Origin of the sequence: Halobacillus litoralis (assembly GCF_020524025.1) — a bacterium.
Classification (GTDB): Bacteria; Bacillota; Bacilli; order Bacillales; family Halobacillaceae; genus Halobacillus; species Halobacillus litoralis_D.
Map to the genome: position 1 here is coordinate 288,838 of NZ_JAIVKN010000003.1, position 14,651 is coordinate 303,488.

Genomic DNA, 14,651 nt, shown 5'->3' on the forward strand with positions numbered 1-14,651 from the left:
GTCCACCGTTCTCCTTCATTCTACTCATTTAAAGCTTGTTCAACTTGTGCTTTCGCGTGGGCAGCCAGCATATGATCAGGATTGCATGCCAATGCTTTTCTAAACTGTTCCAACGCCTTCTTTGCATTCTCCTGATGTAGTGCCACCACACCTAAGTTGTAGTACGCATCGCTGTGTTGTTCTTCTAATTGTAGCACATGGTTCATCACCTGTTCAGCTTGATCAATCTCACCATTTTGAGCGAGGCACAAACCATATTGAAACTGGATATCCACATCGTTTGGAGCTAGTTCTGCTGCTCTTAGAAGATAAGGAAGGGCGAGTTTCACGTATTCCTGATGGATGAAAGTCATCCCTAACATAAAGTGAACATCCGCTTCATCCAAGCCGTTTTGTATAGCAAGAATAAATGTCTCTTGAGCTTTTGTGTACTTTTCCTGCTCATAATAGACATTCCCTAAACCATAATAGGCCGTTGCCGCTGTATCATCAAGTTCGATGGCACGGTTAAAAAAGCGGATCGCTCTTTCATAATCGTTCATGTGTGTAAGTAAGTTACCGAAGTTAATATACCCTACAGGTTCTTTCGGGTTTTCATCAATCGCTTCGGTAAAGAGCTTCGCCGCCTCCTCATAATTGTAATTCTGCATTTCTTCAATTCCTTTTTTTAATTTATCCATATTCAATCCCCTTTCTGATTTAATATAATGATAGTCAGCCAATCTACCTTCGGAAAACACTCTCTCGAACCCAGCCCAGGTCTTCAATAACCCTTCCCTTTTCCTGTACAAACCTAAAATAACAGCACTAAGCTACAACAGAGCGTCTCAATAAAAAGATCAGGTGAAAACCATAAAAAAAGTCACGCCATCAGGAATGGCCATGACTTTTTTTGAACATCACCCGACGTAATTGACGGCTGCATCCTCTTTTAAAACGACATCAATTGTCGCTCCGCCCAAGCATACCTCTCCGTTATAAAATACAACGGCCTGCCCGGGGGTAATGGCACGTTCCGGTTCATGAAACATCACTTTCCAGCGTCCGTTTTCCAATGGATAAACAGTGACTCCACTGTCTTCCTGGCGATAACGGAATTTAGCCGTGCACTCAAAAGGTTCAGTTGGAGTTTCAGCTTTCGTCCAGTTCGCTTCTGATGCAATTAAACCATCAGAATATAGAGCATCATGATGAAAACCCTGGCCGACATAAAGTACATTGTCTTCTACATTCTTCCCTACGACGAACCATGGATCGCCTGCTCCACCAATACCAAGACCCTGACGCTGACCAAGTGTATAATACATTAGTCCATCATGCCTGCCTTTGACTTCTCCGTCCAAAGTCTCCATATTTCCGGGCTGAGCTGGAAGATATTCACTCAAGAACTCTTTAAAGTTACGCTCCCCGATAAAACAGATTCCTGTAGAATCCTTTTTCTTCGCTGTCGCAAGATCATGCTTTTCGGCGATAGCACGTACTTCTTTCTTCTCAAGATGACCAAGGGGGAACATAACCTTAGCAAGAACATCTTGAGACAATTGGTTAAGAAAATACGTCTGGTCTTTATTATGGTCAACTCCACGAAGCATTTCATAGACGCCATCATTTTCCCGTACCTGTGCATAGTGACCGGTAGCTAGATAATCTGCACCAAGAGACATGGCATGATCCATGAATGCTTTAAACTTGATCTCTTTGTTACACATGACATCAGGATTTGGCGTTCTTCCTTTTTTATATTCATCAAGGAAGTATGTGAATACCTTATCCCAATACTGTTTTTCAAAATTAACTGCATAATAGGGGATATCCAGTTGATTACAGACACGAATGACATCTTCGTAATCCTCTGTTGCTGTACAGACACCATTTTCATCTGTGTCATCCCAGTTTTTCATAAAGATACCGACTACATCATAGCCCTGCTCTTTAAGCATAAGAGCAGCAACAGAAGAATCGACTCCCCCGCTCATTCCAACGACTACACGTGTGTCTTTTGGATCTTTCATTTTTTTCACCTTCCTTTATCAAGTCAAACGCTTGATGATCTGACTGACCCGAGTTGCTGCTTCTATTATATCTTCTTCATTATTCGCTAAACCAAAACTGAAACGGATTGAATTCGTAGTCTTAGGATGACCAGGACCAAACATAGCTGTCAACACGTGGGAAGGTTCAATGGAACCAGCTGTGCAGGCACTTCCACTTGATGCAGCAATCCCGGATAAATCGAAATTGGTTAACAATGTTTCCACATTCATATCCGGAAAACTAATGTTTACAATCGACTCCACTGTGAATTCTTCCGAACCGTTTACTTCGAAAGTTACTTCCTTTTCTTCTAAGGTTCTTATAAACAGCTGCTTATAATGAAGATATTTTTCTTTATACGTCATACGTTCAGCTTCCATAATTTCAACAGCTGTCTGCAGGCCTTTTACTGCCGGTGTATTCTCTGTTCCAGCCCGGCGCTTTCTTTCTTGTTCGCCTCCATATTGAAGGGACTCTATTTGTACACCTTCCCGGATATACAAAAAGCCGATTCCTTTAGGCCCATTGATTTTATGTCCGGAAACCGCCAAAAGATCTACAGGCAGGGTTGTCACATCCAGACTCATCAGACCATAGGCCTGAACAATATCTGAATGAAAATAAGCCTGATGATCACGCAGTAATTCTCCAACTTGAGAAATTGGCTGAATGGATCCCGTTTCATTATTTACCATCATTATAGAAACTAGAATGGTATCTTCACGCAGGGCGGCTTTCACATCCTCAATTGCAACCAGACCTTCCTCATTAACAGGAAGATAAGTCACCTCAAACCCCTGGGATTCTAAATATTCGACTGCATGTAATGTAGCATGATGTTCTATAGAGGTGGTAATAATATGCTTACCCTTCCCGGCATTTGCCCGTGCTGTACCAATAACCGCAAGGTTATCCGCTTCGGTCCCACCGCTGGTAAATACAATTTCCTTTTCATTGGCCTTCAGGCTTTCGGCGACTTTCCGACGTGCCTGATCAAGGTACCTTCTTGCTTTCCGGCCAAATTGATGAACACTGGAAGGATTACCGAAGGTCTCTTTGTAGACGGGCACCATAGCATCAACGACATCCGGGTGGACAGGTGTCGTAGCAGCGTGGTCCATATAAATTGATTTCATCTATATCCCTCCAACATTATATATAAAACATATAAGCATCCTGGGTTTGATCATCCACATGATCCTTCAAGTCTTCCAAGGTCGTAGTATCCAATACATCCTTTACAGCATCGCGCACCCGCTTCCACAAAGCCTGTTTGGCTGGTTCCTCATTCTCAATTCCTTCAACAGGTGTAATAGGGCCTTCTAAAACCCGGATTACGTCGCCTGCTGTAATCTCATGAGGCGCTTTAGTTAACATATAACCACCATAGGCTCCGCGGACACTTTTCACAAGGCTGGCATTTCTTAACGGTGCAATCAGCTGCTCAAGATAGTGCTCGGAAAGATCATTATCCCGTGCAATCTGTTTCAAAGAAATAGGGCCATCCCCGAATTTTCTTGCCAACTCAATCATTATGGTTAGTCCGTAACGGCCTTTCGTAGATATCTTCATACATTTCACCCTTCATTATTAAAAACTGTAACCATTCTTTAGCATAGGGAAGAGTATGTCCCACAAATGTTCCTAAAAATAACGCGATAAATACTGTCCCAACGCCGACAGGTCCTCCAAGAGCGAACCCAAGAACAGCCACGGTAATCTCTATCCCATTTCTTACTGTTGATACTTTCCAGCCGGTCGATTTGGTTATTAAGAGCATTAAGCTGTCTCTCGGACCTGCTCCGATTTCAGGAGCTACATAAATGCCAATACCAAGAGCAATAACAAACGTACCGGATATAAATATAAGCAGCTGCATGAATAATGTCTGCGGTGCTGGTAAAAGCCAATTAAAGAAGTCAATGAACACACCGATAAAGACCATATTTAAAATTGTTCCAATTTGAGGCCATCTCTTCTGTACAACGGAACTGAAAAAAACAATTACAAAACCTGCAATAATGGACCAGGTACCTACCGTCAGCCCTAACTGCAGAAATAACCCGTAGTGAAAGACGTCCCATGGACCAATTCCAAAATCCTTCACCTGCATGGTCATCGCTATTCCAAGTCCAAGGATGACTAAACCGATACAGAAAAAGCCCCAGCGGAGAAGATTCTCCTGCTTTTTCTTTTGATTGGAATGCATCGCCATCCTCCTCTCTTTATTATACCAAACGCTATTATAGCATGAATGGCAAGTCTCTTGCATTTTCATAAAAATCATTCTACGCTTACATTTATAACCTGTATAAGGAGAATGAATTTATGAGCCAGCAACCTCTCGCATTTCGTATGCGTCCATCTAATATTGAAGAAATCATTGGTCAATCTCACCTTGTCGCTGAAGGTAAGACCATCCATCGTATGATTAAAGCGAACCGCTTAGCCTCGATGATTCTATTCGGCCCTCCTGGAACAGGAAAAACTTCCATGGCCACGGCATTAGCTAAAAGTCTTCAAATTCCACATAAGACATTAAATGCTGTAACAGATAAGAAAAAAGATATGGAAATTGCTGTTGAAGAAGCAAAAATGCACGGACAGCTGGTCCTGATTTTAGATGAAGTTCACCGCTTGGACAAAGCCAAACAGGACTTCCTCCTCCCCCACTTAGAAAGTAATCGGTTGACGCTGATCGGATGTACAACAAGCAACCCTTACCATTCCATTAACCCGGCTATTCGCAGCCGCTGCCATCTATTCGAGCTGCACCGGCTTTCATCTGATGATATAAAAGAAGCCATTCACCGCGCCATTCAAGATGAAAACAAAGGTCTTGGTCATTTAAATATTCAAATCGAGGATGATGCTCTTGAGCATTTTGCTCAATCAGCAAATGGAGACTTAAGAGCAGCGCTGAACGGATTGGAATTAGCCGCTTTTTCAACTCCTGAAAACAGTGAGGGAGTCATCCACATCACATTAGAAGTGGCTGAGGAGTGTATGCAGAAGAAGAGTTTTTCCCATGATAAAGGTGGCGATGCTCATTATGACGTTCTTTCTGCATTTCAAAAATCCATTAGAGGGAGTGACGTCAACGCTTCTCTTCATTATTTAGGAAGACTGATTGAAGCTGGGGATCTTGACAGCATTGCTAGAAGATTAGTAGTGATTGCCTATGAAGATATTGGGCTGGCAAATCCACAAGCTGGACCAAGAGCTCTGGCTGCTGTTGAAGCTGCGGAAAGAATCGGCTTCCCTGAAGCTCGTATCCCTCTTGCCGTTACGGTTGCTGAACTTGCTCTTTCCCCTAAGTCTAATAGTGCCTATAAAGCTCTTGATGCAGCCCTTTCTGATATTCGAAATGGGAAGAGTGGTGAAGTCCCCGCGCACTTAAAGGATGCTCATTATAAGGGAGCCGAATCGTTGGGACGGGGCATTGGTTATAAGTATCCTCACAACTACGAAAGCGGCTGGGTGGACCAGCAGTACCTGCCTGACACGCTCCAAACCCGAAATTATTATGAACCAAAAAGAACCGGCAAGTTTGAACAGGCTCTTGAACAAGTTTATAGCAAAATAAAAAAACAAAAATCTACTTGAGTATATTTCCATCCTTTGTTGGCTACACTACTACTAAATCTGACAAACTATTATCTTATGGATAAAAATTAGGAGTGGTGAATATGCCTAAAGTACGACAGGATGCATGGTCTCATGAAGATGATCTTTTATTAGCAGAAACGGTTCTGCGCCATATCAGGGATGGAAGTACACAGTTGAAAGCCTTCGATGAAGTGGGCGATCTTCTGAACCGTACATCGGCTGCATGCGGATTCCGTTGGAATGCGGAAGTTCGACAAAAATATGAACAGGCGGTTGAACTAGCTAAGAAACAGAGAAAAGAGAAAAAGAGAAAAGAAGCAAAACAGACACAAACCTTTACCTCAACAAGCTCACCTGTCTTATATAAAGAAGAAACAGAGGAGGACTTCCTGCTTCCTGAACCGGTCGCCGTTGATGTTCACTCTTCACCATCTTCCAAAGAAGAAACAGAGTTACAACTGTCTGATGTAATCCAATTCTTGAGCAGCCTTCAGCAGGAAACTGCTTCACAAGGATCTTTGCAGTACCGTGTGACAGAATTGGAAGAACAAAACCAGAATCTAATGGAAGAAAACCAGCAGCTGAGCCGTCAATTAATTTCGATGACGGAAGATTATCAAGCTTTAATTCAAATTATGGACCGCGCAAGAAAAATGGTGATGTTTGAAGATCAGGATTCCTACAAACCTCAGTTCCGGATGGAAAAGAACGGAAACCTGGAAAATGTTGCCCGTTAAATTTTCAGTAGAATAACAAAAAGAGGAGCCTCACTCGAGGCTCCTCTTTTTGTTTAACTATGTAAGTATAAAAAACCAATCCCAATTGTGCCGTCGTATCATGAGTTTTGAACCCGCTCCAGGCAGGTGGGTGCCCTGTTTCACACTTCTTGCGTCCTCCCATCAGTGATGGTTAAGAGGCATGCATTCCGTATGAAAACACCAGGCTCCCGTTTCAAAAATGTTCGGTCAAAACGTACATTCGAACAACGTACACATCAGGATTGGTCTCTTTAATTTGTAAATTCATCTTAGCATATCAGCACAATGTTATCAAGAAGAAAGATCAATATTTACTGATCTGAATTAGGTTTCTCAGATAACTTTAACTGTAGGTGAAGTTCATCCAACTGGGCCTCACTGACAGAACCAGGGGCGTCAGTCATTGGGTCTGCGGCTGATGCTGTCTTAGGAAATAAAATCGTATCACGTAAGTTTGTGCGCCCGGCTAAAAGCATAACCAAACGGTCTAAACCAAACGCGATTCCCCCATGTGGCGGCGTTCCATATTCCAAAGCTTCGAGTAAGAAACCAAACTGTTCTTCTGCTTCTTCCTGGCTGAATCCCAGCACTTCAAACATTTCGTTCTGCATCTCTTTTTCAAAGATACGCAAGGAACCTCCACCAAGCTCATATCCATTTAACACGATGTCATAAGCTTCAGCCTGCACATCTTTTGGATTATTCTTAAGTTCTTCCATATTCCCGCCAGCAGGCATGGTAAATGGATGGTGAGCTGCATAGTAGCGCCCTTCTTCTTCATCATATTCAAATAGAGGCCAGTCCGTCACCCAAAGGAAGTTGTACTTGGATTCATCAATCAGGTTCAATTGGCGCGCTAACTTCTGTCGAAGAGAACCTAAGCTGTCTTGAACAACGGATGTTTGGTCAGCAACGAAGAGCAGCAAGTCTCCTTCTTTAGCTGAGAGCTTTTCCTTAAGCTGGACCGCTTCCTCTTCAGAGAAGAATTTAGCAATCGGACCGTTCAATTCGCCTTCTTTCACCTTTAACCACGCAAGACCTTTGGCTCCATAAATCTTAACGTCTTCGGTCATTTTATCAATGTCTTTACGGGAAAAAGCGTCTGCTTTTCCTTCGACGTTGATGGCACTTACCTGGCCGCCTGAAGAAACGGCACCGCTGAATACTTTAAACCCTGAGTCCTTAACCTCATCTGAGATGTTCACAAGTTCAAGACCGAATCGAGTATCCGGTTTGTCAGAACCGAATCTTTCCATTGCTTCCTTATAAGACATGCGTGGGAAAGGTGTATCAATCTCCATCCCTTTTACTTCTTTCATTACCCGCTTCATCATTCTCTCAGTCATTGCCATAATTTCATCTTTTGACATGAAAGAAGTTTCAACATCTACTTGAGTGAATTCCGGCTGACGGTCCGCACGCAGGTCTTCATCACGGAAACAGCGGGCAATTTGATAATACTTCTCGAACCCTGACATCATCAGCAGCTGTTTGAAGAGCTGAGGTGATTGAGGAAGTGCATAAAATTCGCCTTCATGCACACGGCTTGGAACTAAATAATCCCGCGCTCCTTCTGGTGTACTCTTTGTAAGCATCGGTGTTTCCATATCAAGAAACTCTTCCTCGTTTAGGAAATTGCGGATGGCTTGAGTCGTCTGATGACGCATTTTGAAAGTCTCCTGCATTTCTTTACGCCTTAAATCTATATAACGATATTTCAAACGAAGATCCTCTGAAACTTCAGATTGCTCTTCAATCATAAAGGGTGGGGTCTTTGCTTTATTTAGGATTTTCAAGTCATGAGCAGCTACTTCTACTTCCCCTGTACCTAAATTCGGATTGACAGTTTGAGGATCACGGGCTACCACATGCCCTTTGACCTCCAACACATATTCACTACGCACATTCTCCGCTGTTTCTAGAGCTGATCCTGAAGTTTCAGGATTGAATACAACCTGAACCAAACCAGAGCGGTCTCTTAAATCGATGAAAATCAATCCTCCGAGATCACGTCGTTTTTGCACCCATCCTTTTAGTGTAACTTCCTGCTCTAAATGTTCCTTACGTAAGGATCCACATTTTATTCGTTCCATCTTATTCGCCTCCAGACACTTGTTCTTTCATATAATCAATAATCGTTTCCAAAGAAATCTCTTTTTGTTCCCCTGTTGCCATATCTTTAACGTTAATCACACCATTTTCTAACTCTTGTTCTCCTAAGACGAGCACATACTTACTATTGAGACGGTCCGCCGACTTAAACTGGCCTTTCATCTTCTTGCCAAGGTAATCTTTGTCCACCTGCACGCCTGCAGCTCTTAACTGATTTGTCAGCTTCACAGCTGCTTTATCTGCATCTTCACCCAATGCAACTACAAAACACTCCAGCCCTTCATCTATTGGCAGCTCAACACCTTCAGCTTCAAGGGCCATTAACAAACGTTCAATACTCATGGCAAAACCGATTCCGGACGTTTCAGGTCCGCCTACCTCTTTTACAAGGCCTGTATATCGGCCTCCTCCGCTCAGCGTTGTTATAGCCCCGAACCCTTCAGCTTCACTCATAATTTCAAAAGCAGTATGTGTATAGTAATCAAGTCCTCTTACTAAATTGGGATCAACAACATACTCAATGTCCATAACATCTAAATATTGTTTAACCTTTTCAAAGTAATCCCTTGAATAATCATTTAGATACTCAAGAATAGATGGTGCGTTTTCCATAGCCGGGTGCCCGCGATCCTTCTTACAATCAAGAACACGCAGAGGATTCTGATCCAGTCTTACCTGGCAGTCCGCACATAATTCTTCACGGTGAGGATCAAAGTGACGAATAAGAGCATCTCTATGCGCTTCACGGCTTTCTTGATCTCCAAGACTGTTCAGCACAAGCTTCAAGGACTTCAGTCCCAGTTCTTTATAAGAATTTAAAGCTAAAGAAAGTACTTCTGCATCAATGGCTGGGTCGTCACTTCCAAGGGCTTCAATGCCAAACTGCACAAACTGGCGCATCCTCCCCTGCTGTGGCCGCTCATACCGGAACATCGGCCCTGTATAAAAATATTTCGTCGGCTGATTCGGTAAGCCATATACTTTATTCTGAACGAAAGCCCGAACAACAGATGCCGTTCCTTCTGGTCTTAAGGTTATGCTTCGTCCGCCACGGTCCTCAAACGTGTACATCTCTTTTTGCACAATATCTGTGCTGTCTCCAACCCCGCGCTGGAAGAGCTCTGTATGTTCAAAAATAGGTGTGCGTATTTCTTTATAATGATAACGTCGACATAAGTCCGCTAATTGTTGTTCTACGTACTGCCACTTTTCAGAAACACCAGGAAGGATGTCCTGTGTACCTCTTGGAGCATTAATATTCATCAAAATTCCTCCTATCCACTCAAACCATTATTTCCCACAAAAAAATCCCGTCCCTTTTCCTGTTACAGAAAAGGGACGGGATCTACACCCGCGTTGCCACCCTGATTGGAGTTCACACTCCCACTCAAAACAGTTAACGCCTGCGTACGTCTCTACCTACTTTAATTTCGGTACAGAACCTAAGAAACGTCTTTCATCAGTGCATAACGATAGAATGCTTCCAGCCTGCGGCATTCCTTCTCTGGTCGTATGGAAACTGATTACTTTTTTCCTCAATGGTTTTATGCGATTCATTTTAGAATTGATTACTATCATATATTCTCAGCTGAGTGTATGTCAAGTTCAGATTGAGAAATAAATCACAAATTAAAATTTTCAACTTGCAGGACACCCATATCTTTTGTCGAATAATGAATAGAAGACTGATTATGGAGGTGGAGAGTGCTTGAAAAAAGGACTTTTTTTTATGTTTTTATTTATGATCACTTTTGTCATTACGGACTTGGAAAGCAAGCCAGTGTATGCGGATGAAGTGATCATACAGGTAGAGGATTTAAATGTTAGAAGTGGGCCAGGCACCAATCACAGCCGTATTGGCCAGGTCCACAAAGGTGAGACTTATACCATAAGTAAGAAACAGGGAGATTGGATTAAAATCAATTGGAATGGAAAGACCGGCTGGGTCGCTGAATGGCTGACCAAGGTAAATAAGAAGGAAACGACGTCCAGCTCTTCTTATTATTCTAAGTATGATTACTTACGTATCCGTTCTGCCCCAGGATTAAGCGGCTCTGTAAAAGGATACTTAATGAAAAATGCCAGAGTAGAATCTCAAGAAAAAAATGGAAAGTGGCTGCTGATTAAACACGGGGACATTAAAGGATGGGTTCATGGTGATTACTTAGCAGAAAGTAATGATGGTGATTCTTCAGAGGAACAAACCGATGAAAATCATCAGGGAACTCCCTCTGAAGTAAGAGGAGAAATTAGAGTTAACACATCCACCTTAAATGTTCGAAGCCAAAATTCCACAAAAGGAAAGATCCTGACACAGGTACGCAAAGGGCAGGTTTATGAATACATAGACGAAAAAGACCGCTGGTACCAGATTAAATGGGGCAATGGTAAAACCGGCTGGGTAGCTGGCTGGCTTGTAGAAAAAGTCGATCAAAGAAAACCTGCTCCCGACCAATCCACAGCAACCTATGTATCTTTAAGTTATAACAATACAAACCTAAGAAGCGGTCCATCAACGAATAACAAGATTGTCGGTAAAGGCAGTAAAGGAGACCAATTCGATGTAATTGATAAAGAAGGTAATTGGTATAAAATTAAGTACAACACGAAGGAAGCCTACGTAGCCGGTTGGATTGTAGAAGAACATACTAAATCCAATCAACAAAAAAACAAGGATTCCAATAGTTTACAAGGTCGGACAATAATGATTGACCCAGGCCACGGAGGTTATGATTCCGGAGCCCTCGGGAGAAGTGGGAGCTATGAAAGTTTGTTAACACTCGATACAGCCTTCCTGGTTAAAGAGCGGTTGGAACGCGCGGGAGCTGAAGTATTAATGACCAGGACGGAAAATACATACGTTTCCCTGTCTGTGCGTTCTTATTACTCCAATAGTTCGAATGCGGATGCTTTTATCAGCCTCCATTATAACAGCGCTCCTCTAAGCATAAGCGCAACGGGAATTAACAGCTATTATTATCATGCTAAAGACCAGAATTTGGCTTTATCTTTGCAATCTTCTCTAATCGCTTCTACAGGTTTAAGGGACAGAGGGATTAAAAAAGGTAATTTCCATGTGATTAGAGAGAACACCAAACCAGCCATCCTGCTGGAACTGGGCTTCCTCTCTGATGCAAGAGAAGAGCAGACAGTTAAAGGATCAACTTATCAAAATCAAGTAAGTGAAGGGATTACTCAAGGCCTTATCCATTATTTTAAATAAGTTCTGCCAGGTATGATGGATCATTTCGCTAAATGACCTTTTCATGCCAGATCAAGACGAGCTGACATTAATTTTTTTAAATAAAAAGCTGATGCCCGGATATAAAACCAGGGCATCAGCTTTTCTTTATCGATCTTTACTATCAAGGATTAGGGTAACAGGACCTTCGTTTGTCAATTGGACATTCATCATTGCACCAAACTGCCCTGTCTCTACTTCCACGCCTTCATGAGAGACCATATCGTTAAATTTATCATAAAGATCTTCCGCAGCACCCGGCTTAGCGGCCTGCATAAAATTAGGACGACGTCCTTTTCGGCAGTCCCCATAAAGCGTAAACTGAGAGATAGATAACATGCGTCCTCCTATATCAATGAGCGAATGATTCATCTTCCCTTCCTCATCTTCAAATATCCTTAGATAAGGTATTTTTTTAGCTAAATAGCGGGCATCTTCTTCTGTATCTTCATGAGTAACACCTAACAGGATGACGAGTCCGCGATCAATACTTCCTACTGTTTCCTCTGAAACAACAACAGAAGCATCAACCGCACGCTGGACGACTGCTTTCATTATAAAATCCCCTTTTACTATTGCATGACACGACGAACCGTATAAACTTCTTGAATCTGCTTGATCCGCTCTACAATCTTTCTTAAATGGTTTGTATTTTGGATCAGGATGGTAATATGAATGGTAGCCATTTTATTCCGATCCGATTTTCCTGATACAGCCGTTATATTAGTTTTTGTTTCATTAACGGCCTGCAGTACTTCATTTAATAAGCCTCTTCTGTCATAGCCCCATATTTCAAGATCTACATGGTATTGTTTCGAATCCGTCACGGATGTCTCCCATTTCACAGGGAGCAGACGTGTCTGTGCTTCTTCTGTCTGGACATTCGGACAATCCGTACGGTGAACTGAGACACCACGTCCCTTTGTGATATATCCTACAATGTCATCACCTGGAACAGGGTTACAGCATTTCGATAAACGAACGAGAAGGTTGTCAACCCCTTCAACGCGAACACCCGAGTCTTTCTTTCCGTTTTTCGGAGGTGTTTTAATTTCAGTAGTACTAACATCAGCTAAAGTCTGCTGCAGATCCTGTTCTTTTTGTTTCTGTTTCCTAATTCTTTCAGTCAACCTTGTAGCAATCTGAGCAGCTGTAATGCCTTGATATCCTACAGCAGCAAACATATCTTCTTCATTGGTAAAGTTGAACTTTTCAGAAACACGATTTAGGTTGTCTGTTGTATATACATCTTTGGGTTGAATACCAAAGTTACGGATTTCGCGTTCTACGAGTTCTTTACCTTTAGAAACGTTTTCGTCTTTCTGCTGCTTTTTAAAGAATTGCTTAATTTTATTTTTCGCCTGTGAAGTCTGAGCCAGTTTGATCCAATCTTTAGAGGGACCATAGGCATGCTTCGATGTCATAATATCTACGATATCGCCTGTCTTCAGTTCATAATCGAGCGGTTCCATCTTCCCATTCACTTTTGCTCCGATCGTTTGGTTACCGACTTCTGTATGAATGCGATAAGCAAAATCCACTGGAACAGAACCGGATGGAAGCTCGATGACATCTCCTTTAGGCGTAAAGACATAGACCATATCAGAAAACAAATCGACTTTCAGTGATTCCATAAATTCTTCAGCATCGTGCGTTTCACTCTGCCACTCTAATATTTCACGGAACCATGTAAGTTTTTCTTCAAACGACTGCTCAGCAGGTGTCTGTTTACCTTCTTTATATGCCCAGTGTGCGGCAATTCCATATTCTGCTATTTCATGCATTTCATGTGTTCGAATCTGGACCTCCAGTGGATCTCCTTTAGGTCCAATCACAGTGGTATGCAGCGATTGATATAGGTTCGGTTTAGGCATAGCAATATAATCTTTAAAACGGCCGGGCATCGGTTTCCAACACGTGTGTATGATTCCGAGCACAGCGTAACAATCTTTAATACTGTTTACTGTAATTCTAACGGCTAACAAGTCATAGATTTCATTGAACTGTTTGTTCTGCAGGACCATTTTACGATAAATGCTGTATAAGTGCTTCGGCCTGCCATTTAAATCTGCTTCGATATTCACTTCACTTAACTGGTCACGAATTTCATCAATTACTTCTTCAATATAGTGTTCCCGTTCATTTCTTTTCTGTTTCATCAAATGAACAATTCTGTAATATTGCTGAGGATTCAGGTAACGTAAAGCTGTATCTTCAAGTTCCCATTTAATCGTTGAAATTCCCAGCCGGTGAGCAAGCGGTGCAAATATTTCCAGTGTTTCATTAGAAATGCGGCGCTGTTTCTCTGCAGGAAGATGCTTTAATGTCCGCATATTATGAAGACGATCGGCAAGTTTAATTAAAATAACCCGCATATCTTTAGCCATAGCTACGAACATTTTCCTGTGATTTTCTGCTTGTTGTGCCTCTTTGGATTTATACTTAATCTTACCTAGTTTGGTTACACCGTCAACGAGCATAGAAACTTCTTCATTGAATGCATCTTCAATTTGCTCAAGCGTAATATCCGTATCCTCCACGACATCATGAAGAAATCCTCCAGCAACCGTTTCAGGATCCATCTCCAAATTGACAAGAATACCAGCCACTTGAATAGGATGGATGATATAAGGCTCTCCTGATTTCCGGAACTGGTTGCTGTGTGCTTGTTCAGCAAATTCATAAGCACGACGAATAAAAGCCAAATCTGACTCATTTAAATACTGACCTGCTTGTTCTATGACTTCTTCAGCAGTTAGAACTGTATCTTTCGCCATTGAATCACCCTAGTTTCTTTAAAACTTTCCAAAACTTATTTGCTATCATTATCAAAAAAGCGGCCTCTTTGTAAAGAGATAGACCTTCTTCTTACCTGTAAAACAAAGAGCGCCCCTCAC

Annotated in this window: 12 protein-coding genes, 1 other RNA gene and 1 other annotated feature; of the genes, 3 read left to right on the plus strand and 10 right to left on the minus strand. The window is 42.1% G+C overall.

From position 1 onward, the window contains the following. Positions 1-20 precede the first annotated feature (20 nt). The 5 genes from LC036_RS13070 to LC036_RS13090 form a co-directional block, all read right to left on the minus strand. Entirely contained in the window at positions 21-680 is a 660-nt protein-coding gene (locus tag LC036_RS13070; RefSeq protein WP_226583278.1) for a tetratricopeptide repeat protein, read from the minus strand. A gap of 219 nt (positions 681-899) precedes the next feature. Then, entirely contained in the window at positions 900-2,012 is a 1,113-nt protein-coding gene (gene mnmA / locus LC036_RS13075; RefSeq protein WP_226583280.1) for a tRNA 2-thiouridine(34) synthase MnmA, read from the minus strand. 18 nt (positions 2,013-2,030) lie between these two features. Next, positions 2,031-3,170 (minus strand): cysteine desulfurase family protein, encoded by a 1,140-nt coding sequence (locus LC036_RS13080; RefSeq protein ID WP_226583282.1) that lies wholly within the window; start codon positions 3,168-3,170, stop codon positions 2,031-2,033. 16 nt (positions 3,171-3,186) lie between these two features. Then, positions 3,187-3,606, minus strand: a complete 420-nt coding sequence (cymR, locus tag LC036_RS13085; RefSeq protein ID WP_027955302.1) for a cysteine metabolism transcriptional regulator CymR — start codon at positions 3,604-3,606, stop codon at positions 3,187-3,189. Beyond that, on the minus strand, positions 3,560-4,243 hold the full coding sequence (locus tag LC036_RS13090; protein ID WP_226583284.1) for a YczE/YyaS/YitT family protein: 684 nt from the start codon (positions 4,241-4,243) through the stop codon (positions 3,560-3,562). Before LC036_RS13090 ends, cymR begins: the two co-directional genes overlap by 47 nt. Before the next feature lie 119 nt (positions 4,244-4,362). Here LC036_RS13090 and LC036_RS13095 point away from each other — a divergent pair, with 119 nt between their 5' ends. Both LC036_RS13095 and LC036_RS13100 read left to right on the plus strand, forming a co-directional pair. Continuing rightward, on the plus strand, positions 4,363-5,640 hold the full coding sequence (locus LC036_RS13095; protein WP_226583285.1) for a replication-associated recombination protein A: 1,278 nt from the start codon (positions 4,363-4,365) through the stop codon (positions 5,638-5,640). Between the two features lie 83 nt (positions 5,641-5,723). Further along, positions 5,724-6,380, plus strand: coding sequence for an RsfA family transcriptional regulator (locus LC036_RS13100; protein WP_226583288.1), 657 nt, complete (start codon positions 5,724-5,726; stop codon positions 6,378-6,380). 74 nt (positions 6,381-6,454) lie between these two features. Here LC036_RS13100 and ssrS read toward each other — a convergent pair. The 3 genes from ssrS to hisS form a co-directional block, all read right to left on the minus strand. Continuing rightward, positions 6,455-6,647, minus strand: a non-coding RNA gene (gene ssrS, locus LC036_RS13105) — 6S RNA. Between the two features lie 65 nt (positions 6,648-6,712). Continuing rightward, positions 6,713-8,494 (minus strand): aspartate--tRNA ligase, encoded by a 1,782-nt coding sequence (gene aspS, locus LC036_RS13110; protein WP_226583292.1) that lies wholly within the window; start codon positions 8,492-8,494, stop codon positions 6,713-6,715. Position 8,495: 1 nt separating this feature from the next. After that, complete coding sequence (hisS, locus tag LC036_RS13115) at positions 8,496-9,776, minus strand: histidine--tRNA ligase (protein WP_226583295.1); 1,281 nt, start codon at positions 9,774-9,776, stop codon at positions 8,496-8,498. A gap of 68 nt (positions 9,777-9,844) precedes the next feature. Next, positions 9,845-10,061 (minus strand) — a binding site (T-box leader). Positions 10,062-10,221: 160 nt separating this feature from the next. Here hisS and LC036_RS13120 point away from each other — a divergent pair. Then, entirely contained in the window at positions 10,222-11,736 is a 1,515-nt protein-coding gene (locus LC036_RS13120) for an SH3 domain-containing protein (protein ID WP_226583296.1), read from the plus strand. A 126-nt stretch (positions 11,737-11,862) separates the two neighbouring features. Here LC036_RS13120 and dtd read toward each other — a convergent pair whose 3' ends face one another. Together dtd and LC036_RS13130 are read right to left on the minus strand one after the other, a co-directional pair. Then, positions 11,863-12,309, minus strand: coding sequence for a D-aminoacyl-tRNA deacylase (gene dtd / locus LC036_RS13125; RefSeq protein WP_226583298.1), 447 nt, complete (start codon positions 12,307-12,309; stop codon positions 11,863-11,865). 17 nt (positions 12,310-12,326) lie between these two features. After that, positions 12,327-14,531, minus strand: coding sequence for a RelA/SpoT family protein (locus LC036_RS13130; protein WP_226583300.1), 2,205 nt, complete (start codon positions 14,529-14,531; stop codon positions 12,327-12,329). Between the last annotated feature and the right edge of the window lie 120 nt (positions 14,532-14,651).

Excerpts from the sequence above, each read along its gene's own strand:
- aspS (WP_226583292.1), bottom strand. The coding sequence starts at position 8,494 with ATGGAACGAATAAAATGTGGATCCTTACGTAAGGAACATTTAGAGCAG.
- LC036_RS13100 (WP_226583288.1), top strand. The coding sequence starts at position 5,724 with ATGCCTAAAGTACGACAGGATGCATGGTCTCATGAAGATGATCTTTTA.
- LC036_RS13080 (WP_226583282.1), bottom strand. The coding sequence starts at position 3,170 with ATGAAATCAATTTATATGGACCACGCTGCTACGACACCTGTCCACCCG.
- LC036_RS13095 (WP_226583285.1), top strand. The coding sequence starts at position 4,363 with ATGAGCCAGCAACCTCTCGCATTTCGTATGCGTCCATCTAATATTGAA.
- hisS (WP_226583295.1), bottom strand. The coding sequence starts at position 9,776 with ATGAATATTAATGCTCCAAGAGGTACACAGGACATCCTTCCTGGTGTT.
- LC036_RS13130 (WP_226583300.1), bottom strand. The coding sequence starts at position 14,531 with ATGGCGAAAGATACAGTTCTAACTGCTGAAGAAGTCATAGAACAAGCA.
- mnmA (WP_226583280.1), bottom strand. The coding sequence starts at position 2,012 with ATGAAAGATCCAAAAGACACACGTGTAGTCGTTGGAATGAGCGGGGGA.
- dtd (WP_226583298.1), bottom strand. The coding sequence starts at position 12,309 with ATGAAAGCAGTCGTCCAGCGTGCGGTTGATGCTTCTGTTGTTGTTTCA.
- cymR (WP_027955302.1), bottom strand. The coding sequence starts at position 3,606 with ATGAAGATATCTACGAAAGGCCGTTACGGACTAACCATAATGATTGAG.
- LC036_RS13090 (WP_226583284.1), bottom strand. The coding sequence starts at position 4,243 with ATGCATTCCAATCAAAAGAAAAAGCAGGAGAATCTTCTCCGCTGGGGC.
- LC036_RS13070 (WP_226583278.1), bottom strand. The coding sequence starts at position 680 with ATGGATAAATTAAAAAAAGGAATTGAAGAAATGCAGAATTACAATTAT.